The sequence below is a fragment of the Desulfocurvus sp. DL1XJH-121 genome (assembly GCF_054819825.1).
In genome coordinates this window covers 25,051-47,542 of record NZ_JBTVWW010000001.1, presented here as the reverse complement: position 1 = coordinate 47,542, position 22,492 = coordinate 25,051, and the positions used below count along the sequence as shown (strand labels likewise).

General features: G+C 67.1%; 22 protein-coding genes. 5 read left to right on the top strand and 17 right to left on the bottom strand.

What is annotated here, in order from left to right:
• Positions 1-2 precede the first annotated feature (2 nt).
• The 12 genes from ACYYG1_RS00230 to ACYYG1_RS00175 all read right to left on the bottom strand — a co-directional run bounded on the left by ACYYG1_RS00230 (position 3) and on the right by ACYYG1_RS00175 (position 12,258).
• Positions 3-410, bottom strand: coding sequence for a type II secretion system protein (locus ACYYG1_RS00230; protein WP_461208250.1), 408 nt, complete (start codon positions 408-410; stop codon positions 3-5).
• Entirely contained in the window at positions 407-871 is a 465-nt protein-coding gene (locus ACYYG1_RS00225; RefSeq protein ID WP_461208249.1) for a pilus assembly FimT family protein, read from the bottom strand. The genes ACYYG1_RS00230 and ACYYG1_RS00225 overlap by 4 nt, the downstream gene beginning before the upstream one ends.
• Positions 868-1,239: a type II secretion system protein gene (locus ACYYG1_RS00220; protein ID WP_461208248.1), complete on the bottom strand. Its 372-nt coding sequence runs from the start codon at positions 1,237-1,239 to the stop codon at positions 868-870. Before ACYYG1_RS00220 ends, ACYYG1_RS00225 begins: the two co-directional genes overlap by 4 nt.
• A 65-nt stretch (positions 1,240-1,304) precedes the next feature.
• On the bottom strand, positions 1,305-1,712 hold the full coding sequence (locus ACYYG1_RS00215) for a type IV pilin protein (RefSeq protein WP_461208247.1): 408 nt from the start codon (positions 1,710-1,712) through the stop codon (positions 1,305-1,307).
• 101 nt (positions 1,713-1,813) lie between these two features.
• Complete coding sequence (locus ACYYG1_RS00210) at positions 1,814-3,043, bottom strand: type II secretion system F family protein (protein ID WP_461208246.1); 1,230 nt, start codon at positions 3,041-3,043, stop codon at positions 1,814-1,816.
• A 16-nt stretch (positions 3,044-3,059) separates the two neighbouring features.
• Complete coding sequence (locus tag ACYYG1_RS00205; protein WP_461208506.1) at positions 3,060-4,763, bottom strand: GspE/PulE family protein; 1,704 nt, start codon at positions 4,761-4,763, stop codon at positions 3,060-3,062.
• 2 nt (positions 4,764-4,765) lie between these two features.
• A complete protein-coding gene (locus ACYYG1_RS00200; protein WP_461208245.1) occupies positions 4,766-6,790 on the bottom strand; it encodes an ExeA family protein in 2,025 nt (674 codons plus the stop codon).
• A gap of 19 nt (positions 6,791-6,809) precedes the next feature.
• Positions 6,810-8,423 carry a type IV pilus secretin PilQ gene (pilQ, locus tag ACYYG1_RS00195; protein WP_461208244.1) on the bottom strand — a complete coding sequence of 538 codons (1,614 nt, stop codon included), beginning with the start codon at positions 8,421-8,423 and terminating at the stop codon, positions 6,810-6,812.
• Positions 8,410-8,955 carry a hypothetical protein gene (locus ACYYG1_RS00190; RefSeq protein ID WP_461208243.1) on the bottom strand — a complete coding sequence of 182 codons (546 nt, stop codon included), beginning with the start codon at positions 8,953-8,955 and terminating at the stop codon, positions 8,410-8,412. The genes pilQ and ACYYG1_RS00190 overlap by 14 nt, the downstream gene beginning before the upstream one ends.
• Before the next feature lie 28 nt (positions 8,956-8,983).
• Positions 8,984-9,511, bottom strand: coding sequence for a hypothetical protein (locus tag ACYYG1_RS00185; RefSeq protein ID WP_461208242.1), 528 nt, complete (start codon positions 9,509-9,511; stop codon positions 8,984-8,986).
• 9 nt (positions 9,512-9,520) lie between these two features.
• Positions 9,521-11,593, bottom strand: coding sequence for a hypothetical protein (locus ACYYG1_RS00180; protein WP_461208241.1), 2,073 nt, complete (start codon positions 11,591-11,593; stop codon positions 9,521-9,523).
• A gap of 299 nt (positions 11,594-11,892) precedes the next feature.
• A complete protein-coding gene (locus ACYYG1_RS00175; protein ID WP_461208240.1) occupies positions 11,893-12,258 on the bottom strand; it encodes a CGGC domain-containing protein in 366 nt (121 codons plus the stop codon).
• 328 nt (positions 12,259-12,586) lie between these two features.
• Between ACYYG1_RS00175 and ACYYG1_RS00170 the strand changes: the two genes are divergently transcribed.
• From ACYYG1_RS00170 to ACYYG1_RS00155, 4 genes are all read left to right on the top strand, one after another.
• Complete coding sequence (locus ACYYG1_RS00170) at positions 12,587-13,060, top strand: FlxA-like family protein (RefSeq protein ID WP_461208239.1); 474 nt, start codon at positions 12,587-12,589, stop codon at positions 13,058-13,060.
• Between the two features lie 477 nt (positions 13,061-13,537).
• Positions 13,538-14,515 (top strand): tungstate ABC transporter substrate-binding protein WtpA, encoded by a 978-nt coding sequence (wtpA, locus tag ACYYG1_RS00165; protein WP_461208238.1) that lies wholly within the window; start codon positions 13,538-13,540, stop codon positions 14,513-14,515.
• A gap of 3 nt (positions 14,516-14,518) precedes the next feature.
• Entirely contained in the window at positions 14,519-15,376 is an 858-nt protein-coding gene (locus ACYYG1_RS00160) for an ABC transporter permease (RefSeq protein WP_461208237.1), read from the top strand.
• On the top strand, positions 15,373-16,434 hold the full coding sequence (locus ACYYG1_RS00155; protein WP_461208236.1) for an ABC transporter ATP-binding protein: 1,062 nt from the start codon (positions 15,373-15,375) through the stop codon (positions 16,432-16,434). Before ACYYG1_RS00160 ends, ACYYG1_RS00155 begins: the two co-directional genes overlap by 4 nt.
• Before the next feature lie 13 nt (positions 16,435-16,447).
• Here ACYYG1_RS00155 and ACYYG1_RS00150 read toward each other — a convergent pair whose 3' ends face one another.
• From ACYYG1_RS00150 to ACYYG1_RS00140, 3 genes are read right to left on the bottom strand one after another with little or no spacing between them, the layout of a single operon-like run.
• Positions 16,448-17,041, bottom strand: coding sequence for a major capsid protein (locus ACYYG1_RS00150; RefSeq protein WP_461208235.1), 594 nt, complete (start codon positions 17,039-17,041; stop codon positions 16,448-16,450).
• A 41-nt stretch (positions 17,042-17,082) separates the two neighbouring features.
• Positions 17,083-17,997 carry a substrate-binding domain-containing protein gene (locus ACYYG1_RS00145; protein WP_461208234.1) on the bottom strand — a complete coding sequence of 305 codons (915 nt, stop codon included), beginning with the start codon at positions 17,995-17,997 and terminating at the stop codon, positions 17,083-17,085.
• A gap of 21 nt (positions 17,998-18,018) precedes the next feature.
• A complete protein-coding gene (locus ACYYG1_RS00140; protein ID WP_461208233.1) occupies positions 18,019-18,441 on the bottom strand; it encodes a hypothetical protein in 423 nt (140 codons plus the stop codon).
• Between the two features lie 101 nt (positions 18,442-18,542).
• On the opposite strand from ACYYG1_RS00140, the gene ACYYG1_RS00135 reads away from it, so the two are divergent.
• The gene (locus ACYYG1_RS00135; RefSeq protein WP_461208232.1) at positions 18,543-19,226 is read left to right on the top strand and encodes a HesA/MoeB/ThiF family protein; all 684 of its coding nucleotides are present in this window, start codon (positions 18,543-18,545) and stop codon (positions 19,224-19,226) included.
• A gap of 14 nt (positions 19,227-19,240) precedes the next feature.
• On the opposite strand, the gene ACYYG1_RS00130 is transcribed toward ACYYG1_RS00135, so the two are convergent.
• Both ACYYG1_RS00130 and ACYYG1_RS00125 read right to left on the bottom strand, forming a co-directional pair.
• Positions 19,241-21,166: a molybdopterin biosynthesis protein gene (locus ACYYG1_RS00130; protein WP_461208231.1), complete on the bottom strand. Its 1,926-nt coding sequence runs from the start codon at positions 21,164-21,166 to the stop codon at positions 19,241-19,243.
• A 58-nt stretch (positions 21,167-21,224) separates the two neighbouring features.
• Positions 21,225-22,463: a molybdopterin molybdotransferase MoeA gene (locus tag ACYYG1_RS00125; RefSeq protein ID WP_461208230.1), complete on the bottom strand. Its 1,239-nt coding sequence runs from the start codon at positions 22,461-22,463 to the stop codon at positions 21,225-21,227.
• Between the last annotated feature and the right edge of the window lie 29 nt (positions 22,464-22,492).

The following is a 22,492-nucleotide window of genomic DNA, read 5'->3' as shown; positions in this document are numbered from 1 at the left end:
TCCTATTCCGTGAAATACGCGGCCATGGTCTGGCCGTCCTTTGTCAGGGTCACGCGACGGATGGTGGCGTATCGGAATGTGTAGCCGCCGTCGGTGGAATGCACGGTGATGGGGTCCGAATCCATGGTCACGCCATCGTCCGCAGTCCAGGAATTCAGCAGGGAGTCGAGGTTCAGGGCGTTTTCTTCGATGCGTTTACGGTATTTGGCGGTGACGCGTTCGGCCTCGCGAATGGTTTCGAACTCCAGGTTCACCATGCGCATGGCCCGGGTGGCCTCGGCGGCCTGGTAGCCCATCTGCACCAGCAGGGCCGTGAGCAGCATGCCCACCACCAGGACCAGGATTATCTCCAGGAGGGTGAAGCCCGGGGTGAAGCCCGGGCGGAAATTTTTGTGCGTGCGAGGTCTCATGGCACGAACCCCGTGATCGGCGTGACGGCTACTGTGGCGGAAGCCTCGTCCGTGCTCAGGGTGATGCTCAACGTGTTGGCGAGTCCCGTGCTTTGCCCCGCGTCGCTGTAAGGGACGCCCCATTCGTCGAAGGATACCACGAAGGACGACACCGTGACGCCCGAAGGCAGGGATACGACCTCGTCGTCCTCGGCGGGGAAGATCTTCTGGTTGCTGGTGGATATGCCTGCGAACAGGAAATACGAGTTTCCGTTGCAGGAGACGCCGAAGGCCGTGTTGCCTCCCATGGCCCGGGCCTGGGCGTAGCGGATGCGGGATTTGAGCAGGTCGGTCTGCTCGCCCAGGTCGGTGTCCGTGTTGGCCGAAATGGCCAGCGCCGCGGACAGGATGCCCATGAGCACGATGACCGTGATCAGTTCCAGGATCGTGAAGCCCGGGGTATGTGGCGTGCGCGTGGTCATGGCAGGTTCCAGGTTTCGACGACCTCGAATCCGTCCAGGGTCACGGTGATGGTTATCGCGCCGGATTCGTCCGGTCCGCCGAATTCCACCGCGAAGTCGCTTTCGACACCGGATGCGGTCGCCGTGGCGATGACCTCCCCGGCCGAGGGTTCCCGTCCTCGGGAGATGAACTCCGAGCCATAGGCCATGGCCAGGGTGGATCGCCCGGCGGCCACGGCCCCCTGGGCCGCGTTCGTGCGCGCCGTGTCCATCATGTCGGCGTATTTGGCCACGGCCAGCCCGGCCAGAGTGCCCAGGATGACCAGCACGGCGGTCAACTCCACCAGGGTGAATCCCGCGATCAGAGAGGGGCGTGCGCTACGCTGCATGAAGCCGCCTTGCGCCCCCCGGCCGCGCCGCGCGCGGCCGGGGAACGGCAATTTTCATCCAGAGGCTAGGGCATCGTCCACGTGGTGACAACCGTGCTGGGGAAGGTGATGGCTACGTCTTCAGAGTTGTACACGGTGATCTGCAGCTGGTTGGTCGCGGTACCCGCCGTGATGGCAACCCTGTAGTCGTCGCTCTCCACCGCGTCGGCCTGCTCGGCGGCAGTGCCGATGGCGGCCAGCACCTGGGCGATGGTGGGCTCGCCGAGGTTCGTCATGGCGGCCTTGGCGTAGGCCATGGAGCACACGGATTTGCCCGCGCCCAGGGCGCCTTGGGCCGCGCCGATCTCGGCCTGCTCGGTCATGTCCATGTACTTGGGCACGGCCACGGCGGCCAGGATGCCCAGGATGACCATCACGGCCACCAGTTCGATGAGGGTGAAACCCTTGCGCCTGTTGTTGCGGTTCGTGTTCATGCTTCTCTCCGTTTGTTTGTCCCGCAGAGGCGGGGTTCAGGATGTATGCCTGCATGCTGCGGGCAAGGCCCGAGCTGCTAGAGCGCCGAAATATATGGTTGCTACTGGGCCATTTTCACCAAGTCGAAGATGGGCAGCATTACTGCCATCGCGAAGAATCCCACGACGAAGGACAGGCCGAGCACCAACAGCGGTCCGATCATGTCCGACATCTTGTTTACTGAATACTCAACCTCATAGTCGTAGTGCTTGGCAACCTCCTGGAGCATTTCGTCCAGGTTGCCGGTCTCCTCGCCGATGGCGATCATGTTGATGACCATGGGCGTGAAGTATTTGCTGGTCTTGAGCGGCGCGGATATTCCCCGGCCCTCCTTGAGCTTGTCCTCCAGGCTGTCGAACTCGCGGGCGATGGCCGCGTTGCCGATGGTCCGCGAGATGATGGACACGGATTCCAGCACCGACACTCCGCTGGATTGCAGTATGGCGAAGATGCTGGAGAAACGGCTCATGGCCGCCTTTTTCAACACCGGGCCGATAAGGGGGACCTTGAGATACAGCTTGTCCCTGTTGTGGCGGCCCTGGGGGGTCTTGCAATAGAGAATCACGGCCGCGACCAGCACGGCCAGCGCAATCAGGCCCACGTGCCAGTAGTGCTGGAGGCCCTGGTTCATGGCGATGCACAGCTCCGTGGGCCAGGGCAGGTCGAGCTTGGCCTTGCGGAAGATGGGGATGAACTTGGGGATCACGAAGTTCAAGAGGAAGAAGAACGCGCCGATGAGCGTGACCAGCACGATGGCCGGATAGGTCAGGGCGGACTTGATCTTGCCCCGGACCTTGGATTCGTGATCGATGAGATAGATGAGGCGTTCCATGACCGAGGTCACGTTGCCGCTGATCTCGCCCGCGCGCAGCATGCTGCAATAGAGTTCGTTGAAGCAGGCCGGGTGGGCGGAAAACGCCTTGTACATCGAGGCGCCCTGGTTGATGTCTTGCTGCATCGCCACGATGGCGAACTTGAGCTTCCTGTTTTCGGTCTGCTGCTCCAGGACCTGCAAGAGCCGCGACACGGGCAACCCGGCGTCCAGCATTGTCCTGAACTGCTTGGTGAAGAGCATCAGGTCGTCGGCCTTGACCTTGGCCAGCCAACGGTTCACGGCCTCCATCCAGGCGGGGGAGGCCGAATCGCCGTCGCCCCCGCCGCCTTCCTTCACGGATTGCGGGATGAAGCCCTTGGCCGCGATGAGCTGGCGCGCGTGCTCCGGGTTCTCGGCCGCGATGCTGCCGGAAACCGTGCTGCCGCTGTCGGTCAGGGCCTTGTACTTGAAGTTCATCGCGTCTCTCCCGCCTCTACACCAGCACCGCCGAGGCGGCCTCTTCCAGGGTGGTCAGCCCGGCCAGGACCTTGGAGGCCCCGTCCTCGCGCAGGGTGCGCAGGGTTCCGGCGGCCACGGCCGCGCGGGTGATCTCCTTGGCCGGGGCCCGGCGCATGATCATCTCCTGGACCATCTCGTCGATGTTCAGGATCTCGTACAGGCCCACGCGGCCCTGGTAGCCCACGTGGTTGCAGCGGTGGCAGCCCTTGCCCCGGTAGAAGGTGTGCCCGTCGGGCTCGATGCCCATGGCCCTGAGGGCGGCCTCGGGCGGATCGTAGGCCTCCTTGCAGTGCGGGCAGACCCGGCGCACCAGGCGCTGGGCCATGCTCACCAGTAGGGTGGAGGCCACCAGGAAGGGCTCCACGCCCATCTCCGTCAGCCGGGTCACGGCCCCGGCCGCGTCGTTGGTGTGGATGGTCGAGAGCAGCCTGTGGCCCGTGAGGGCGGCCTGCACGGCGATGCCCGCGGTCTCGGCGTCGCGGATCTCGCCCACCATGATCACGTCCGGGTCCTGACGCAGGATGGAGCGCAGGCCGCTGGCGAAGGTCATGCCTGCCTTGCGGTTCAACTGCACCTGCCTGATCTTGGCCACCCGGTATTCCACCGGGTCCTCCAGGGTGATGATGTTGATGTCCGGCTGGTTGATGCGCCGGAGCAGCGCGTACAGGCTGGTGGACTTGCCGCTGCCCGTGGGCCCGGTGGCCAGGATCATGCCGTAGGGCCGGTGCACCGCGTATTCCAGCTTCTCCCGGTCGGACGCCTCCAGGCCCAGATCCTCCAGGCCCAGGCCCGAGCCGCTGCGCATGAGCAGCCGGAGGATCACGTTTTCGCCGTAGATGGTGGGCAGGCTGGAGGCGCGCACATGCACCTCGCGCTGCTCGTAGTTGAAGGAGAAGCGCCCGTCCTGGGGCACCATGGACACGGCGATGTCCATGTTGGCCAGGATCTTCAGGCGCGAGACGATGGGCAGGAAATACTGCTTGGGCGGGGCCGGGACCTCGCGCAGCTTGCCGTCCACGCGAAAGCGCAGCTGTACGTAGTCCTTTTCCGGGCTGATGTGCACGTCGCTGGCCCCGTCGCGCACGGCCTGGGAGAGGATGGAGTTCACCAGGCGCACCACCGGGGCCTCGTCGGCCATTTCCTGCAGCGAGCTGACAGTGAATTCCGATTCCCGGACTTCGGTGGACACGGCGCCGCCGTCCGCGCCCTGTTCGTTCATGCCGTCCATGACCTGGTCCAGGTCCGAGGAGATGCCGTAGATGGAGTAGCACAGGGATTCGAAGTCCCGCTGGGTGCAGATCAGCGGCTCCACCTCCAGGTTGGTGTGGATCTCCACGGCGTCCAGGGCCTCGATGTCCATGGGGTCGGGCGTGGCCACGGTGAGCAGCCGCCCCTTGCGCGTCAGCGGCACGACCTTGTGCTTTTGGGCCAGCTCCAGGGGCACCAGGGACTCCACGCCGACCTCGAAGGGGTGCTTGTCGGAGTCGTAACTGGGGATGCCCACCTGGTCGCTGATGAGTTCCAGGATGGCCTCTTCGCGGACCATGCCCGAATGCACCAGGAATTCGCCCAGGCGCAGGCCGCTCTTGCGCTGGTCCGCGAGCACGGCTTTGAGCTGTGCGGGCTCCAGCATGCCCGCCTCCACGAGCATCTCGCCCAGCCTTTTCCTGTTGGTCATCTTCATTGTTGTTCCTTTGCCCCGCCGCGGCGGACGGCTGCGTGTTCCTCGGTCCGGGGCCCGTCGGCGAAAACGAGAGCCTGTCCGCCCCTGGGAAGTATGGTGACGCCCAGGGCCCGGGCTTCGCTTCCGGCCTGTTCCTCGGTGGCGCAGGGCGCCCCGGCGGTCACGGCGAAGCGCAGGCCGTGGCCGTGGCTCCACCAGGCCAGAATCCGCGCCTCGGGCAGGAAGGGCGCGGCCCGCCACAGGGCCATGGCTCCGGCCAGGGTCCGGGCCTCGGCCAGGGGCACCCACCAGGCCTCGCGGAAGGCCAGGCCCGCCAGGGGAAAGCGCAGGACGTCCTCCGCGCCCGTCCGCCCCGAAGGCGTCAGGCCGGGGTTGGCCTTGCGCAGGGCGGCCAGGGTGCGCGGGCTGGCGTCGCCGTAGACCACGCCCGCCAGGGTGGGCAGGTCCTCGTCGGGGCGCATGTCCACTTCGCCAAGCATCTCGGGGGTTCGCGGGGTCGTCGCCTGGCCGGATCCGCGCCAGGGACCCGCGGCGCGCGCCGGTGCCGCGTCGGTGCAGGCCAGGGCCCATCCCGAGGCCGGGTCCTCGTCGCCGTGGGCCGCTGCTTCGGCCCTGGTCTCGTGGCCGCCTCCGGCCGTGAGCACGAAACGCAGGCCGTCTTCACCGTCCTTGCAGGCGAGGATCTTCGCGTCGCCCCGGGGGCGTCGGGCCCGCCACTGGGTCACGGCCTCGGCCAGGGTTCCGGCTTCGGCCAGGGGCACCCACCAGGAAAGCTGGAAGGCCATGCCCCGCGAGGAGAAGCGGATGGTGTCGCCCGCCTCGATGCGGTCCGGGTTTTCCAGGGCCGGGTTGGCGTCCAGCACCGTCTCCAGGGTCGAGCGGTTGAAGCTGCCGTAGACCACGCGTGTGAGATGGGAAATGTTTTCGCCTGCGTGTATGCGCACCTGACCCAGGATGGGCGGCGGCGCTGTGGCGGCGGCCGGGGCCGTTTCGCGGGCGGCGGGGGTCGGCGACGGCATGAAGCGGGCCTGCCTGCCGGACGTCCGAGCGGCTTCCCCGGGCTGGACGGCTTCCGCGCGGTGCGTGTGCGCGGGCCAGGGCGGCAGTTGCAGGGGCGCGGGCCAGACCAGCATCCCCAGCACGCAGAGCAGGACCAGGAGCGCGGCCGGGGCCAGGCGCGCGCCGTTGGGCTCAGGGCCTGCCTCCTCCCGGCGGGAGCAGGCCCGCACCAGACCCCAGCTGGCCTTGCGCCGCTGGCTCAGGATCAGGGACAGGATGACCTTGTGCCCCAGGCGCACGATGCGCCGGGGATAGCCCCCGGTGAGCCTGTACAGGGCCCGGTAGCCCAGGCTGGTGAAGAGCTCGGGCGTTCCGTATCCGGCCTTGGCCCGGTCCAGGCGGTGGCGGACCATGGCCACGGTTTCCTTGAAACTCAGGGGGCCCAGGGAGATGATGTCGTTGACCCGGTCCCGCAGGTTGGGCATGGCCTCCAGGGATTCCCGGAATTCCGTCTGGGCGAAGATCACGATTTGCAGGAGTTTCCTGTCGTTGGTCTCGTAGTTCAGGAGTTCGCGCAGGACCTCCAGGCACGGGGGCGTGAGCTTTTGGCCTTCGTCGATGATCAGGCAAAGCAGCCTGTCCTGGTCCGCTCCGTACTCGAACAGGGCGTGCTTGATGTCCTCCTTGAGCTGCCAGTCGGAGAGGGCCGCCGCGCCCCGCTCCCTGTAGAGCAGGGAGTGCAGGGTGGTGAGCATCTCGCGGGGCGATGAGAATCCCGGGTCCAGCACCAGGTGGGCGGTCACGGCCCCGTCCTCGGACAGGATCCGCAACAGCTCCCGGCAGAGGGTCGTCTTGCCCGTGCCCACCTCGCCCAGGACGACGCACAGGCCGCGGCGCAGGCGCAGGGAAATCTCCAGGGTGTGCAGGCAGCCCTCGTGCCCGGAGGACCGGTACAGGAAGTCCGGGTCCGGGGTGTTGGAGAAAGGCTCCGCCCTGAGATCGAGTACGTCGAAGTAGTTCATGCCTCTGTCCGGGCCGGCGTTAGCGGTCCTGTTCGTCCTTGCCGTTTTCCTTGTCCCTCTTGGCCTGCACCTCGGCCTCCACCTCTTCCATGGTCTTCTGGATCTCGCCGTGTTGCCACTCCGCCAGGATGGTGGGGGTGATGAAGATCAGCACCTCCTCCTTCTCGTCGGACTTGGAATCGCTTTTGAACAGCCAGCCGAGGCCGGGTACGTCCTTCAGCCCGGGCACGCCCGAGGTGCCGCTGCCGGATTTGCTGCGGGTCAGGCCCGAGATGACCACTGTCTCGTTGTTGCGGGCGATGAGGCTGGTTTTGGTGGCCTTCTTGATGATCACCGGGTTGCCCTGGACCTGGCGGGTGAAGTCCACCTCGTCCTTCTTGACCTCGATGTCCATCTTCAGGTTCAGGCTGTCCACGATGTGCGGGGTGATCTCCAGGCGCAGCACCGCGTCCTTCCACTCAACCTCCGCGTTGCCCGACTCGTCCAGGGTGATGAAGGGCACTTCCTCGCCGTTTTCCGTGTACGCGGTCTGGTTGTCCAGGGTGGTGATGGACGGGCTGGAGAGGATGTTCAGCTTGTTGTCCTCGGCCAGGGCCCGCAGCTGCACTTCCAGCACGTTGCCGTTCAAGGCGCCGTAGACCAGGCCCAGGGCCATGCCCTGGCCCGTGTCGCTCACGGTGTTGCCCGGGAAGTTCACGCCGTACCCCTGTCCGGACATGCCCCCGGCGTTGGAGTTCAGCACCGAGGTGTATTCGCCGGTGTCCTTGTCGACGTTTATGCCGCCAGGGACCACGGCGAGGGTGTTGTTCGCGCCCGTGACATGGGTGCGCCTGTAGAGGCCGCCCCACTGGATGCCCAGGTCGCGGGCCACGTCGTCGGTGGTCTCCACGATGTAGGCCTTGAGGCGCACCTGGGCGCTGGGCCGGTCGAGCTTGTTCACCAGCTCGGCGATCTGGACCACGTCCTCCTTCACGGAGTGGATGATCAGCGAGTTGGTGTGCTCCACCACCTCCACGGACCCGCGCGCCTTGCCTTCAGAGTCCTTGGACAACAGCTTCTCGAAGTCCTCGCGCAGGGATTCGGCGTCCGCGTAGTTGATTTTCAGCGCCGTGGTCACCAGGGGCTGGCGGAAGCGGATCTGGTCCAGCTTGAGGTTCTTCTCCATGTCCTCGGCGGTCATCACGCGGATGATGTCGCCTTCCCATTCCCAGGCCAGGCCGTGGGTCCTGACGATGCCCTTGAAGACCTGGTCCCAGGGCAGGTCCCTGAGGCTCACGTTGATGGTCCCCGCGACCCCGGGGCTGACCATGATGCTCTGGTTGGCGGCCCGGCCCAGGGAGCGCAGGGCGGCCACGATGTTGGTGTTGCGGGCGTCGAATTCGCTGACCATGGTCCCCGGCAGTTCGCGCTCGGGTTCCAGGGGCATGACGTCCTTGGCCACGAGGTCCGTCGGCTCCACGAGCTCGGGCGGAGACGGGGAATGGCCCTGGGACTGCTCGGCCATGATCTTCCACTTCTCCAGGAAGGGATCGGTCTTCGTTTCCTTCTTGCAGCCCAGGGCGGCAAGCGCGGCCAGGCAGAGCAGGAGGGTTACGGCGTTTCGGGCCGCGCGGGCGGGCCTATTTTCTTGCATCGGCATCCTCGGCGGTTCTGCCCCCTTCCTCGGGGAACGTGATGATGTCCTCCCGGATGGGGATGACGATTTTTTCCAGGGTCCCGCTGGTGGGATTGTTGCCCTGGATGGTGGCGGCCTCCCGGGTGACGCCCAGAAGCGTGTACCCGGTGTCGGCCACGGGGTCGCCCGGGGCGCATTCCTCGTCGTTGATCACGGCCATGGCCTGGTCGCCGAAGCGCATGAAGGCGGTGTAGGTGAAGCGGTCGTCCCCGGTGCGCGAGGCCACATCCTTGTCGGCTTGGTCGGCGGGGCCGAGCTTGACCAGGGGGTCGCCCGCGTCCGGACCGCCCAGCAGGGAGATGCGGTAGGCCTCCACGTCCGTCAGCTTCTGGGCGGCCAGGAGGGTGTCTACCTGTTTGACGAGCTTGTCCAGGTCTTCCTGGCGGGCCTCGGCGGGGGGCGCGGGCGCGTCGCCGAAGAGCAGGTCCGCCGCGGCGAAGGCCACGGTCAGTCCCATGAGGATCAGCAATATGAGTTGGCGCTTGGGCATCGTGTTTCCTTTGCGTTGGGCCCGGCGGCTAGTCCAGGTTCATCCATGCCTTGACGCGCATCACGGCCTCGCGGCCCTCCTCGCGCACGTGGACCTGCTCCAGGCTGTGCAGGGAGGACAGGGCCCCCAGGTCCAGCAGTAGGCCCCGCAGGGACTCCAGGGAGCCGTGGAACACGCAGTCCACGCTCAGGGCGTTGCCGTCCGTGGCCAGGGACGAGGGGTCCGGGATCACGGATTCCGGGAACACGCTGCGGGCCTTGGCCGCGTCCACGAAGATGGTGCGGATGTCCGTGATGCCGTCGCGGGTCACGCGCAACTCCCTGGGCGGGGGCACGCTCTCGGGCAGCCCCTTGTTCACCTGGGACAGGAGCTTGGCGTAGGTGGGCATGAGCGCGGTCTGGCGCCTGATGTCCGCCTTGGCCGAGGCCACGTCCGCGCGCAGGCCCAGGATGCTCTTGTGCTGCGGCAACAGCACCGCCACCACCAGCAGGGCCAGCGTCAGCACGCAGGCGGCCAGCTTGACCACGACCTGGGAGGGGATGGATTTGACCTGCATGGGACGCTCCTAGACCACGTTGACGTGCAGGATGAACCGCAGGACGTCGCCCTTGCCCTTGCGGATTTCGATTTCACGCTTGTGCACCACCGGGGCGCTGAACAGCGGCGAATACTGCAGCTTGGCCAGATACGTGGCCAGCATGGCGTCGAACATCTCGGGCGGGCCGCTGACCATGCCGTCCAGGATCATGATCCTGGGGGCCTTGTCCGCGCCCTGGGCGCCGCGTCGGCCAGCCTCGGGCTTCTTGGCCGCGTCTTCGGGGCGGCCCAGCTCCAGGGCCATGGAGTGCAGCTTGATGTTCTCCGGGGTCAGGCGGGACACCTCGTTGATGGCGGCCAGGCCCTCGTATTTTTCGCTCAGGATCTTGATCTGCCGTTGCAGGTCTGCGGTCTTCCGGGCCATGGCCAGGAGCCCGGCCTCGTCCACCTTGGGCCTGAAGGCAGCGATGCGGGTGTTCAGGCCCTGGAGTTCGGCCTCCAGGGCGGTGGTCTTTTCGTGCTGCATGAACCAGGCGGCGGCCATCACGGCCACCAGAGCCAGGAACACGCCGTAGACCATGTTGCCCTGGCGTCTGATCTGGTGGGTCTTGTCCTTGTCCTGGTAGGTCCACAGGAGGTTGGGCGTGTCCGTGGCGTCGCACAGGGCCAGCCCGCAGGCTAGGTTGAAGCCTAGGCGCACGGCCGGGGAATCTTCCACGTCCGGGGCTCCGGGCTTGGTGCCCAGCAGCCCCAGGGGGTCCAGCAGGGAGCAGGGCACGCCCAGCTCCGAGGTGAGCACTTCCAGGAAATGGGTGTTGGTGCAGATGTCGCCGGAGAAGAATATCCGCCGCACCGGGTCCCCGCCCAGGGTGTTGATGTGGTGGTCGAAGGTGCGCTCGATCTGGCGCACCAGGCGGGAAACGGCGGCCCCGGCCAGATGCACGACCTCCTCGGCGTCCAGCTCGGAACCCGGGCCCTCGCCCTCCAGGGGGTGGCCCAGCAGCCGGGCCAGGAGCACTTCCTTGGCGCGGTCCTCGTCCATGGGCTCCGCCGCGGCCGGGGCGGGGCGGGGCTCCTCGACGGGGGCGGCTTCCTGCTCCAGCTCGAACACGGGCTCCTCGGCGGAGCCGTCCAGCTCCAGCTCGAAAACCGGCTCGGCGGCGGGCGCGTCGGCCTCCAGCTCGAACATGGGCTCGGCCTGGGCCTCGTCGGCCTCCAGCTCGAACATGGGTTCCTCGGCGGCCCCGGGCGTCTTGATTTCGGCGGGCCGGGCCGGGGCGGCTGCCTGCCTGGCGACGCGGTCGCCGTAGGCCTCGGCCAGGGCCGAAACCAGGCTGGAGGTGCCCGTGTTCACGCCCCGGGAAAGCACCAGGTCGCCCTTGGCGAAGACGTCGATGCGCGACCAGTTGCGGCCGATGTAGATGTTGGCGCAGGATTCGCCGTTCTCCGTGACCAGGCTGGAGCGGAACAGGGACTGCAGGGCGATGGGCGAGATGGTCAGGCCCGTGGGCTTCAGGCCAGCGGCGGAGAACAGGGCCTTGGCCCTGGACACGACCTCGCGCGGCACCATGTAGACCAGGGCCTGGATCTTGGGCACGCCCTTGTCCATGATCTCGCCCTGGACCTCGTAGTCCATGAGGAATTCCGAGGCGTCGAAGCTCTTTTCCTTCTGCGCGGTCCAGTAGATGGTCTCGGAAAGCTTGGAGCGCGACACCTTGGGCACGCGCACGTGGTAGGTCTCTGCCTGGGCAGAGGACACCAGGGACCAGAGCTCGGCCTTTTTGTCCTGGCCCCGGAACTCGCCCACGCGGGCGGAGAGGAAGGGCGCGAAATCCGGGCTCTTGGGGTCCACGCCCTGGGGGTAGGGAACGGACCAGTAGCCGCGCAGCCTGGCCCCGGCCTCGGTGCGTTCGATCTTGGCCATGCGCAGGGCGTCGGGGGCGATGTCCACGCCCACGACCAAGGCCCCGCCCTTGCGGTGGCGCTGCTTGCGGCGGGCGGCGGCCGGCGCGGTCTTGGGCGCCGAGGACTTGGCCGATGCCTTGCCCCGGATGGTTTCGAGCAGCCGCTCTGTGGACGTGATCTTGGACGGCGGAGTCAAGCCTGCCCCCTCTTTCCTGAAAGCTCGATGATGGCCTCCCCGCGCCATGCGGGGCGGCTCGGATGTGAATTTCTTCTTAGTGCCTACGAAGTCAGGGGTTTTGCGTCAATAGGGGGAGGTCTATTTGATATGGGGGAATGGAGTGGGCGTTTCTGGGGGAAAGCCCCAGAACCCCTGTGGGACAATGGAAAGTCCCTGCGGAGGGGGGGAGGCTTCGTGATGCGAATATCGGCGGATCGTCTTCTGGCCGAAACAGAGTCCCGCCCCTCCCCATCGCGCGTGGAGGGGCGGGCGCCGCGTCAGGCGAAAATGGTGGGCGGCACGTAGGCGTGGGTGCCCTCGATGACGGGGATCCCGGCCTTGACCTGGATTTTGGTGACCACGTCGTCGGCGTGGGGGCAGTGGTCGCTCAGGCAGGGGCCGATGTGTATCACCGTGGGCCGCTCCTCCAGGGGCATGTTCCAGAGCTTGACCTGGATCAGGCGGGTCACGATGCTCGCGCCCGGACAGCCGCCGCAGCTGAGGATGCCCATGATTTCGGCTTCCTTGTCCTTGTAGGCCTCGAAGGCGCCGACCCTGCGGTTGAAGGCGACGATGCAGCGGGAGCAGCCGATGCAGACGTCGTCCATGGTGTTCTTGCAGCCGATGATGAGAATTTTTTCCATTTCGGACCTCCTGGTATGCGTGGCGGATGGGCACGGGCGAATTGCGCGCCGGGCGGAAACGACAAACCAATGTTAATGCATGATGAGTGCCTGGATAGAGATGCTGCAAATTCAGCATGTTGCGCTCTGTCCGTGTCCCGTGATCAGCGCGGGGAGGCGAGAAATGCGCCCGATTCGTCCGGGGGCGGGCTCGTTGTGCGTGGGTGGGCGTGGCGGGTGGTCGGCGACGTAACATATCAGCGGCCCTAAAGGTTTGCGCTTCGGCACCGATAAGAAATCAGTTATGGGCCGCACCTTTTCTGCGGGCCGCAACCATAAGGAAGAAACCATGGACGACGCCACAGCCATTGCGTATGCGGGCACATCCCTTTCGATGCAGAACACCATGCAGCTGCACGTCAAGGAGACCGATGAGGACGATTCCGCCAGGGAGGAGGCGACCTCTGGATCGGCTTCGTCGACGGGGGACACGGTTTCCATCTCTCCCGAAGCCATGGCCCTGTCCGCCAGGGCGGTGCAGGCCTCCGAGGAGAGCGGCGAACCCGAGGCGGGCTCCGACGAACAATCCGCCGGCGATGCCCAGATCGAGCAGATCAAGAAGCGCATCGAGGAGCTTGAGCAGGAGATCCAGGAAGTCCAGGAGGACGACCAGTTGAGCGGCGAGGAAAAGCAGCAAAAACTCGCCGTCCTGAACACCGAGCTCATGCAGTATCAGCAGCAGCTCCAGGAGCTCCAGAACGATGACTCTGGCGGAATCGTCGGCGGCACCAGCGCCGAGGGCTTTGCCAATAGCCTGACCTGACGACGCGGGTGGCCTGGCCCGCCCGCGTCAACGCGACAATCCCGCCCCGCGGTCCGGCCCCTGCCGGACCGCGGGGCGGGATTGTCGTTGAAGAAACCCGGGCAGTGCGGGATGGCCCGCGATGGGCCAAGCGGTGCGCCCATCCCATGACCGGGGTGCGTTCTGCGGGTGAAAGTGCCGGGGGAGGCCTTGGGGAAGGCGCCAAACTGTTCGGCGGGCAAGGCCTGGGCCCTGGTCGTTGAGGCCTTATCCCGTCGTCATCTTCTTTTTTGTTCATGGCCGCGCCGCTGTTTGGGGGAGGGATTTGGGCCCGTGGCGGCGGCCCCGGGCCGGAGCAGGATGCATTTCGCGCGTTGCGGCGTCCGCTGGGGGTTTTCAAAATCAATAAATATGTGCATTCTCGGTTTGAAATATCCATACGCGCAGATGGAAGAGTCCATTGCGCCAATATCGAACCATTTCAAACGGAGATCGCCCATGTCCTTTAGCCGAACTCTGGTGGTAGTGGCTGCTGTTTTTGTCGTGCTGATCTTGTCCCGAACCTGCTGGGCGGAGCCGTCCGGCAAGCTGGTCATCTTCCATGCCGGGTCGCTTTCGGTTCCGTTCGCGGCCATGGAGAAAGCCTTCGAGGCCAAGTATCCCAAGGTCGACGTCCTGCGGGAGGCGGGGGGCTCCACCAAGATGGCCCGCCTGATCTCCGAAGTGGGCAAGCCCGCGGACATCATGGCCTCGGCCGACTTCGTGGTCATCGACAAGAACCTGATTCCCAAATTCGCCACCTGGAACGTCCGCTTCGCCTCCAACCAGCTGGTGCTCTGCTATACGGACAAGTCCAAGTTCGCCGACGAGATCAACGAGAAGAACTGGTACGAGATACTGCAGCGCAAGGGCGTGGTATGGGGCCATTCCGACCCCAACCTGGACCCCTGCGGCTACCGCAGCCTGATGGTCCTGCACCTGGCCGAGATATTCCACGACAAGCCCGGCCTGTATGACGCGCTCATCGCCAACAGGCCCGAGAAGAACGTCCGGCCCAAGTCCGTGGAGCTCATCTCCCTGCTCCAGTCCGGCAACATGGACTATGCGTGGGAGTACATGTCCGTGGCCGTGCAGCACAAGCTGAAGTACGTCACGCTCAACGACCATATCAATCTCGGCAGCTACAAGATGGACGCGTTCTACAAGCAGGCCAAGGTCACGGTGACCGGCAAGGAGCCCGGCGCCACCATCGACCGCATCGGCAAGTCCATCACCTACGGCATCACCATGCTGGACAAGGCCGGGAACAAGGAGGCCGCCGAGGCCTTCCTGGCCTACATGTTCGATCCCGAGGGCGGACTGGCCGTCCTGAAGTCCATGGGCCAGCCTCCCTTCGTCCCGGTGCGCGTGCCCACCGAGGCCATGCACAAGAGCCTGCCCGCGCCCCTGCAACCCAAGGTCGAGGTCAAGCAATAGGGCATGGCCGTTTTCGTTTCTCCTCCCGCTCATGACTCCGAGGCGCCGTCCGCCCCGCCCCTGCCGGGGGGGCGGCTCCTCGGAGGATTCGCGTTCCACGGCTGGATGGTGGTTTCCGCCGGGCTGGTCCTGGCGTTCATTTTCGGGCCCCTGGCCCACACCATCCTCGCGCCCGAGCCCGGCATCTTCCTGGAGACCCTGCGGGACCCAGAGGTCCTGCGCTCCATCTGGCTCTCCCTGTACACCTCGGGCCTGGCCGCGCTCATCGCTCTGGTCCTGGGCACGCCCCTGGCCTACATCCTGGCCCGCAAGCGGTTTCCCGGCAAGAAGCTGGTGGAAAGCTGCATCGACCTGCCCATCATGATCCCGCATCCGGTGGTGGGCATCGCGCTGCTCTCCGTGGCCGGGCGCAATTGCCTGCTGGGCGAGGTGCTCCGGTCCGTGGGGGTGGAGCTCATGGGCACGGTTACGGGCATCGTGTCCGTGCTGGTCTTCGTGGGCATGCCCTTTTACGTGAACACGGTGAAGGCGGGCATCGAGAGCGTGCCCGCGCGCCTGGAAAAGGTCTCGCGGTCCCTGGGAGCCTCGCCGGGCGCGACCTTTTTCCGCATCACCCTGCCGCTGTCCTGGCGCTATCTGCTGGTGGGCATGATCATGTGCATGGCCCGCGCCCTGAGCGAGTTCGGGGCCATCATCATCGTGGCCTACCATCCCATGGTCGCGCCGGTGCTGATGTACGAACGCTTCACGGCCTACGGGCTCAAGTATTCCCAACCCGTGGCCGTGCTGCTCATCGTCATCTCCATGCTCTTCTTCCTGTTCCTGCGGGTCGTGGCCCAGCCGAGGGAGCGCTCCTCGTGATCGACATCGACGCCCTGCGCCTGGATTTCCCCGGGTTTTGCTTCGGTCCGGCGTCCCTGCGGGTGGACGGGGGCTCGTTTTTCGCGCTGATGGGGCCCACGGGATCGGGCAAGACCCTGATGCTGGAATGCCTGGCCGGGCTGACGGCCCCCCACGCGGGGGCCATCCGCATCAACGGCCGGGACGTGACGGGCGATCCGCCCGAGAGGCGGCGCATCGGCCTGGTCTACCAGGACAACGCGTTGTTCCCGCACATGACGGTGCTGAGGAACATCCTCTACGGCCAGCGCTACCACGGCATCGATCCGGAGCGGGGCAGGGCCTACGGCCTGGAGCTGGCCGAGATGCTGGACATCACCCGCCTGCTGGATCGTCTGCCCGCCAAGCTCAGCGGCGGGGAGAAGCAGCGCGTGGCCCTGGCCCGCGCCCTGGCCTGCAGCCCGGACATCGTGCTCCTGGACGAGCCCCTCTCGTCCCTGGATCCGCAGTTCCGCGACGGGCTGCGCGCCAACCTCAAGGGGCTGCACCAGGCCACGGGGGCCGTGTTCTTCATGGTCACCCACGATTTCGTGGACGCCCTGACCCTGGCCGACCACTGCGCCGTGATCCACAAGGGGCGCATCGTCCAGACCGGCCCGACCCTGGACATCTTCCACAAGCCCGCCACGACCTTCATCGCCGGGTTCGTGGGCATGGAGAACATCTTCCCGGCGGTCTACGAGCAGGGGTATTGCCGGTTCGCGGGCCTGTCGGTCCCGACGGGGGGCGGCCCCCAGGACGGCGCGGCGGGCTATGCGGCCCTGAGGCCCGAGGACGTGATCATCTGCCGCAACGGCGATTCACCCCTGGCCTGGGTTTCCGCCAGGGGGCGCGTCGCGTCCGTGGCGCGCCAGGGCTTCTCCTGGGCCGCCACAGTGCTCCACGGCGACGCACGGTTTACGGCCCGGCTGGAGCATCGCCTGGTCCTGGACGGTTCGGTCCGCGAGGGCGCGGACGTGACCCTGGCCTTCGACCCGGCCGCCGTGCACCACATCCCCGATACCGCGACAGGGGGCTAGCTCCTCCACGCGTTCAGGCGTCGATGCTCAGGGACAGGTCGGTCTGCCGATACCCGGAAACGAGGTCCGGGAACCGGTCGCCGGCGACCGGCCGGCCGTCATGGAGAATCCGCATGGGGCGGCTGAAGAGGTCGCCGCGCCGCTTGATGAAGCTGGCCAGCCCGGAGCTGGAGAGGCGGACCCCGGCGAGCATCAGGTCCACGACGCGGTCCGTGCCGATGGAGTTGTACAATTTGACGGTGACGAATCCCCCGCGTTCCGCGTCCGCGTGGGGGGCCTCCTCCACCGTGGCGCGCAGGGAGGCGTGCATCCCGGCCCGCCGGAAGATGGCGCCCGCCAGGCCGGGCATGGCCGCCGAAAGGGCCAGCGTGTCCCCGGCGTACAACAGGTCGTCCAGGCTGTCCGTGGCCACGCCGTTGTGGAAGATGGTCTGGACCTCAGTTTCGATGTACTCCCGCGAAAAGCCGGGGAGCCCCGTGAGGAAGTCCCGGATGGCGACCGGACCCGTGACGGGGTGCTGAAAACCCTGCTGCATGAGGGACGCGAACTGGGCCGCCAGCTCGCGGGAAAGGGCTATGTCGATGCGGCAAATGCTGTCGGTGGGCATGGTCTGATCCTTTGTCGGGCGTTGCGTTTGGTTGCCTGGGGCTATTCCTGGCCGTTCTGGAAGACGACGTTCCCCGTGGCGCCGATGTCGTATCCCTCGATGCCCCTGGCCATCTCCCGGAATTCTTCCGAGCGTATCAATCCCAGGAAATTCTGGATCGTCTTTTCGAAAAACACGTTCTTGCAGACCAGCAGGTCGAACCGCTCCCAGCGCAGGGGCAGGAAGCCCAGGCCCAGGGCGTGGGCCACGGGCTCGATGGCCGGGCCGACGTCCGCCCGTCCGGCCAGGATTTCCAGGCCCACGTCCATGTGGCGGGACACCTCGTTGTCGTATCCGGCGATCTTGTCGCCCCGGAGATGGGCCTTTTCCAGTTCGCGGTCCAGCAGCACCCGCGTGCCCGTGCCCTGGCCCCGGTTCACCAGGCGCACCCCCGGCAGCCCCAGGTCCGCCACCGAGCCGAACTCCCGCGGGTCGTCCTTGCGGAAGAGCAGGCCCTGGTGCCGGCGGCAGAAGTTGACCACCACGGGCAGCTCGTCGAACAGCTCCGCCGCGAACTGGAAATTGTATTCCACCTCGTCGTCCTGGACCAGATGGCTGGCGCAGATGTGGCAGAGGTCCTTGCGCAGGGCGTGGATGCCGCCCAGGCTGCCGATGTTGCCGAATACCGCCAGGCTGCCGGGGAAGGTGCGGTTGTACAGGGACACGGCCGTGTCCAGGAGCAGGTCGTTGCTGCCCGCGAGGACGATGAGGCGCGGGTTCGCCGTGATGGAGCGCGCATGGGCCGGGTAGTTGATGGTGTTGTTTTCCACCCACTGTTCCACCAGGTGCCTGGGGAAGACCCACTTGCCCGCCACCCGCGTGGCCGGGAGCCCATTGTCGGAGATGAGCGAATAGACCTTCTTTTCGTTCACATGGAGGAACTCGGCCGTTTCCTTGGTCGTCATCAGATGGGTCATGCCTGTCTCCCGGCTCCGGTCTCAATCGCCCTTGGGCGGTATTGGTCCGTCTTGGTCCTTGTTTTCCCGTTTTTCCCAGCCCTGGATGATGGACCAGTGGCGGTAGCGGCGGGGCATGTGGCTGCAGACGCTGCCGCTGACCAGGATCGCCCAGAACAGGGGGGTGGTCCAGGCGGGATGGATCTGCCAGACGATGAACAGGGCGATGTGCAGCAGGGCCAGGAGGCCCTTGCCGCGATGGAGCCAGCGCCGGTCCTGGAGGAATTCCAGGATTACCAGGACGTCGCCCGTGGCGATGACGAGATAGTGCCACCAGGTCGAACCCGCGGCGACGCCGGAGGCCAGGGCGCCGCCGAAGACCATGGCGGCCGCGCCGATATGCGCCGTGCGCACGGCGATGTTGACCCAGCGCATGGCGTCCTTTTCCCGGTCACTCCAGCTCACCGCGCACCTCTTAGCCGTTCCCCGGGCCCTGGCCGTAATTGACAGTGGTCATGCTTGAACATAGTTTTTGATACGTTGCATCCACAACCCGAGTGAACGCCATGGCATCCTTCCCCGAGACCTTTCTGCGCAACCTGGGCGCCCTCAGCGACGGGCAGCAGCGGCGGCTGCGGTCCTGCGGCTTGGCCGTGGTCGGTTGCGGCGGCCTGGGCGGCCACGTCATCGAGGCCCTGGTCCGCATCGGGGTGGGGCGGCTGCACCTCTTCGACCCCGACGTCTTCAGCCCCAGCAACGCCAACCGCCAGCTCAACGCCCTGCAAGCCTCCATGGGGCGCAACAAGGCCGAGGCGGCGGCCCAAAGGGCCTCGGAAATCCATTCCTTCTGCACCGTGCGCGCGTTCGCGGCGGACTTCCGGGACCTCGATCCCGGGGAGCCGTTCCGGGTGGACGCCGTGGTGGACTGCCTGGACGACCTCTCCGCCCGGCGCGACCTGGCCGGGCTGTGCGACCGCCGCAGCCTGCCCCTGGTGCACGGCGCGGTGGCCGGCTGGTACGGCCAGGTCGGGGTGCGCATGCCCGGCGACGACCTGCTGGAGCGCCTCTATCCGCCCGGCTCGGCCGCGCAGGCTGCGCCGTCGGTCCTGTCCTTCACCGTGGGCGTGGTCGCCAATCTCCAGGCCGCCGAGGCCGTGAAGCTGCTGCTGGGGCTTGCCTCCGAGTTGCGCAACGGCTGGGTGCATGTGGACCTCAAGGACTGCGAGTTCCTGGTTCACCCCGCGCCCTGACCCCGGGCCGCCGGTCAGTCCAGGGGGACGAGCCGTCCCGTCTCCCGGGTGGAATACCCGCCCAATCCCTCCACGGCCTCCTTGAACGGCTGCCCGCCGATGACGTCGAGCACCGCCTGGACCATGGACGATTCGTACAGCTCCCCGGGGATGAGCAGGTCGTAGCGCTCCTCCACCACGGGGATGAAATCCAGTCCCAGGGCGTTGGCCGCGCTCTTGATGCCCATGCCCACGTCGGCCTTGCCGGAGAGCACGGCCACGGCCACGGCCATGTGCGTGTATTCGTCCTCGCCGTATCCGCGGATGCCGTCGGGGTCGAGACCGTTGCGGGACAGCTCGAAATCCAGCAGCACCCGCGTGCCCGAACCGGCCTGGCGGTTGATGAGGCGCATGTCCTCGCGCAGCAGGTCGGTGATGCCCGCTATGCCAGCCGGGTTGCCCTTGCGCACGATGAACCCCTGCTCGCGGTGCACCAGGGTGACGATGCGGATGTCCCTGCCCGCCAGATAGCGGCGCACGTAGCTCTGGTTGTAGGAGCCGTCGTCGGGGTCCAGCAGGTGCGAGCCCGCGATGTGGCACATGCCCTGTTTGAGGGCCATGATGCCGCCCAGGCTGCCCACGTGGGTGGAGGCCAGGAAATGGGCCGGGTCCCGCTGGCGGAGCCGGTCGTCCAGCACGTCGAGGCAGAGGTCGTGGCTGCCTGTGCAGAGGATGGTCCGCTCCACGTGCCTGCGGGGCACGAGGAGCTCGATGTCCGCCTCCTGGCCGTGGACTTCGCCCTCGGAGGAGGCGGGGATGCGGAAGATGCCGTTGGCCCGGGTCAGTGTGGTGATGGAGCCCGCGCCCTGTTTGAGGGGCGCGGCCACAAAGGCCTCGCCGATGCGGCCGACGACCATCCGGCGGAATTCCTCGATGCCCACGCGCGAGGGCAGGTCCTTGGCCAGCACGGCCCGCACCGTGTCCGGCTCCGGCGCGTCCAGCCCCTGCATGCGCCGGAGCAGCGGCAGCACCAGCTGCTCCATGGCGATGACGGCGGACACCGGGTAGCCCGGCACGCCCACCACGGGGGTGCCGCCGACGTCGCCCAGGATGGTGGGCTTGCCCGGCATGATGGTCACGCCGTGGACCAGGACCTCGCCCAGCTGTTCGATGATTCCCGCCGTGTGGTCGGCGCTGCCCGCGGAGGATCCCGCGTTGACGATGACCATGTCCACGCGGGAGGCCGCGGCGCGCACGTGCTCGGCGATGGTTTCGAAATCGTCGGGGATGACGGCCTCCACCTCCAACTCGGCCCCGGCCTGCCTGGCCATCTCCGCCAGCACCGTGGCGTTGGATTCCACGGTCTTCCCGGGGGGGACGCCGTCGGGGTGGTCGTCCAGGTCCACGAGCTCGCTGCCCGTGGGCAGGACGGCCACCGTGGGGCGCTTGCGCACCTCGACGGCGGCGCAGCCCGCCGTGAGCAGGGCGCCGATGTCCGCGGGCCGGATCAGGTGGCCGGAGGGGAAAAGCAGCTCCGTGGCCACGATGTCCTCGCCGATCTTGCGCACGTGCTGCCAGGGGAAGGCCGGGGCGCGGATCACGGCCTCGGCCCCGTCCGCGCCGAGGAGCACGTTTTCGATCATCAGCACCGCGTTCTTGCCGTCGGGCAGGGGATGGCCCGTGTTGACCATCACGGCTTGGCCCTCGTCCAGGCGCAGGGTCAGGGGCGTGTCGTCGGACGCGCCGAAGGTTTCCTCGGCCCGCACCGCCAGGCCGTCCATGGCCGCCGCGCTGAACGAGGGGGAGGAGAACCGGGCCCTGACCGGGCCAGCGGTCACGCGGCCGCAGGCCTCGCGGGAGGCCACGGCCTGGCTGCCGGTCTCCAGGCCCGAGAACCGGGTCCAGAACACCTGCTGCGCCTCCTGCAGAGGCTTCATGTGGAGATAGATCTTTCGCGCCATGGGAATGCTCCCGGATTATCCGGGCCCTGGGCGGGCCCGGAGGAACGTTGTCGGTTGTTCAGGGAAACAGGAGGACCCGGCTTTCGACCCCCTGGTCCAGCCCTTCCATGTCCCGCCCGATGGCCAGCAGGCCGTCCGCCCGCACCAGGGAGCGGAGCATGCCGGATTTGCCGAAGATGGGCGTGGCCAGGGGCAACGAATCGCCGTCCGGGGCCGAGAGCCGGACCCGGACGTAGTCCTCGCGGCCGACGACCGAGGGAATCTGCTGCGCGGTGAGCGCCCGGACGCTCCGCAGCCCGTGGGACACGCCCAGGCCCGCGTAGTGCCTGAGGAGCGGGCGGACGAAATTGTAGAAGACCACCATGGCGGCGGCCGCATGTCCCGGCAGCCCCCAGAGCGCCTTGCCGCCCTGGCGGGCCAGGATGGTCGGCTTGCCCGGGCTGATGGCGATGCCGTGCACCAGCACCTCGCAGCCCGGGATGTCCGCAAAGGCGCGGGTCGTGAAATCCGCCCGGCCAACGGAGCTGCCGCCGGAAACGAGGAGCATGTCCGCGTCCCGCAGCCCCTGTTCGCAGGCCGCGAGCAGCGCGTCCTGGTCGTCGCCGCAGATGCCCAGGGGCACGGCGACGCCTCCGGCCTCCTCCACCAGCGCCGCCAGGATGGTGGAGTTCATGTCGCGGATTTTGCCCGGCTGCATCGCCTGGCCGGGGGGGATCAGCTCGTTGCCCGTGGAGAGGATGGCCACGCGGGGCCGACGGCGCACCTCGACCCTGGTCAGGCCCAGGCCCGCGCACAGGCCCAGGTCCTGGGGCCGCAGGAGGTGCCCCGGGCCCAGCACGGCCGTTCCGGCGGCCACGTCCTCGCCGGCCTGAATCACGTGGGTTCCCGGCGCCACGGGCCGGAACACGGTCACGGTCTGCGGGTCCAGCAGCTCCGTGTGCTCGACCATGACCACGGCGTCGGCCTTCTGGGGCAGCTCGCCGCCCGTCCAGATGCGGGCGGCCTGTCCCGGGCGCAGGCTGATGTCCCGGCTGGAGGCACCCATGGCGATTTCCGCGGCCACGGTGAGCAGGGCGGCCTCGGACTCGGAGCAGCCGAAGGTGTCCGCCGCGCGCACCGCGTAGCCGTCCATGGTCGAGCGGGAGAACGGCGGCACCGGCTCCCCGGCGACCACCTCCCCGGCCAGGGCGCGCCCCAGGGCGTCGCCCAGAGGGACGCTTTCGGCGTCGAGCGCGGAAAATTCGCCGAGCAGGGCCAGGACGTCCTGCGGGCTGACCAGATTGAAGAATTCTTCCATACCCTCTCGCAGGCCTTTCGGTTGCGGTC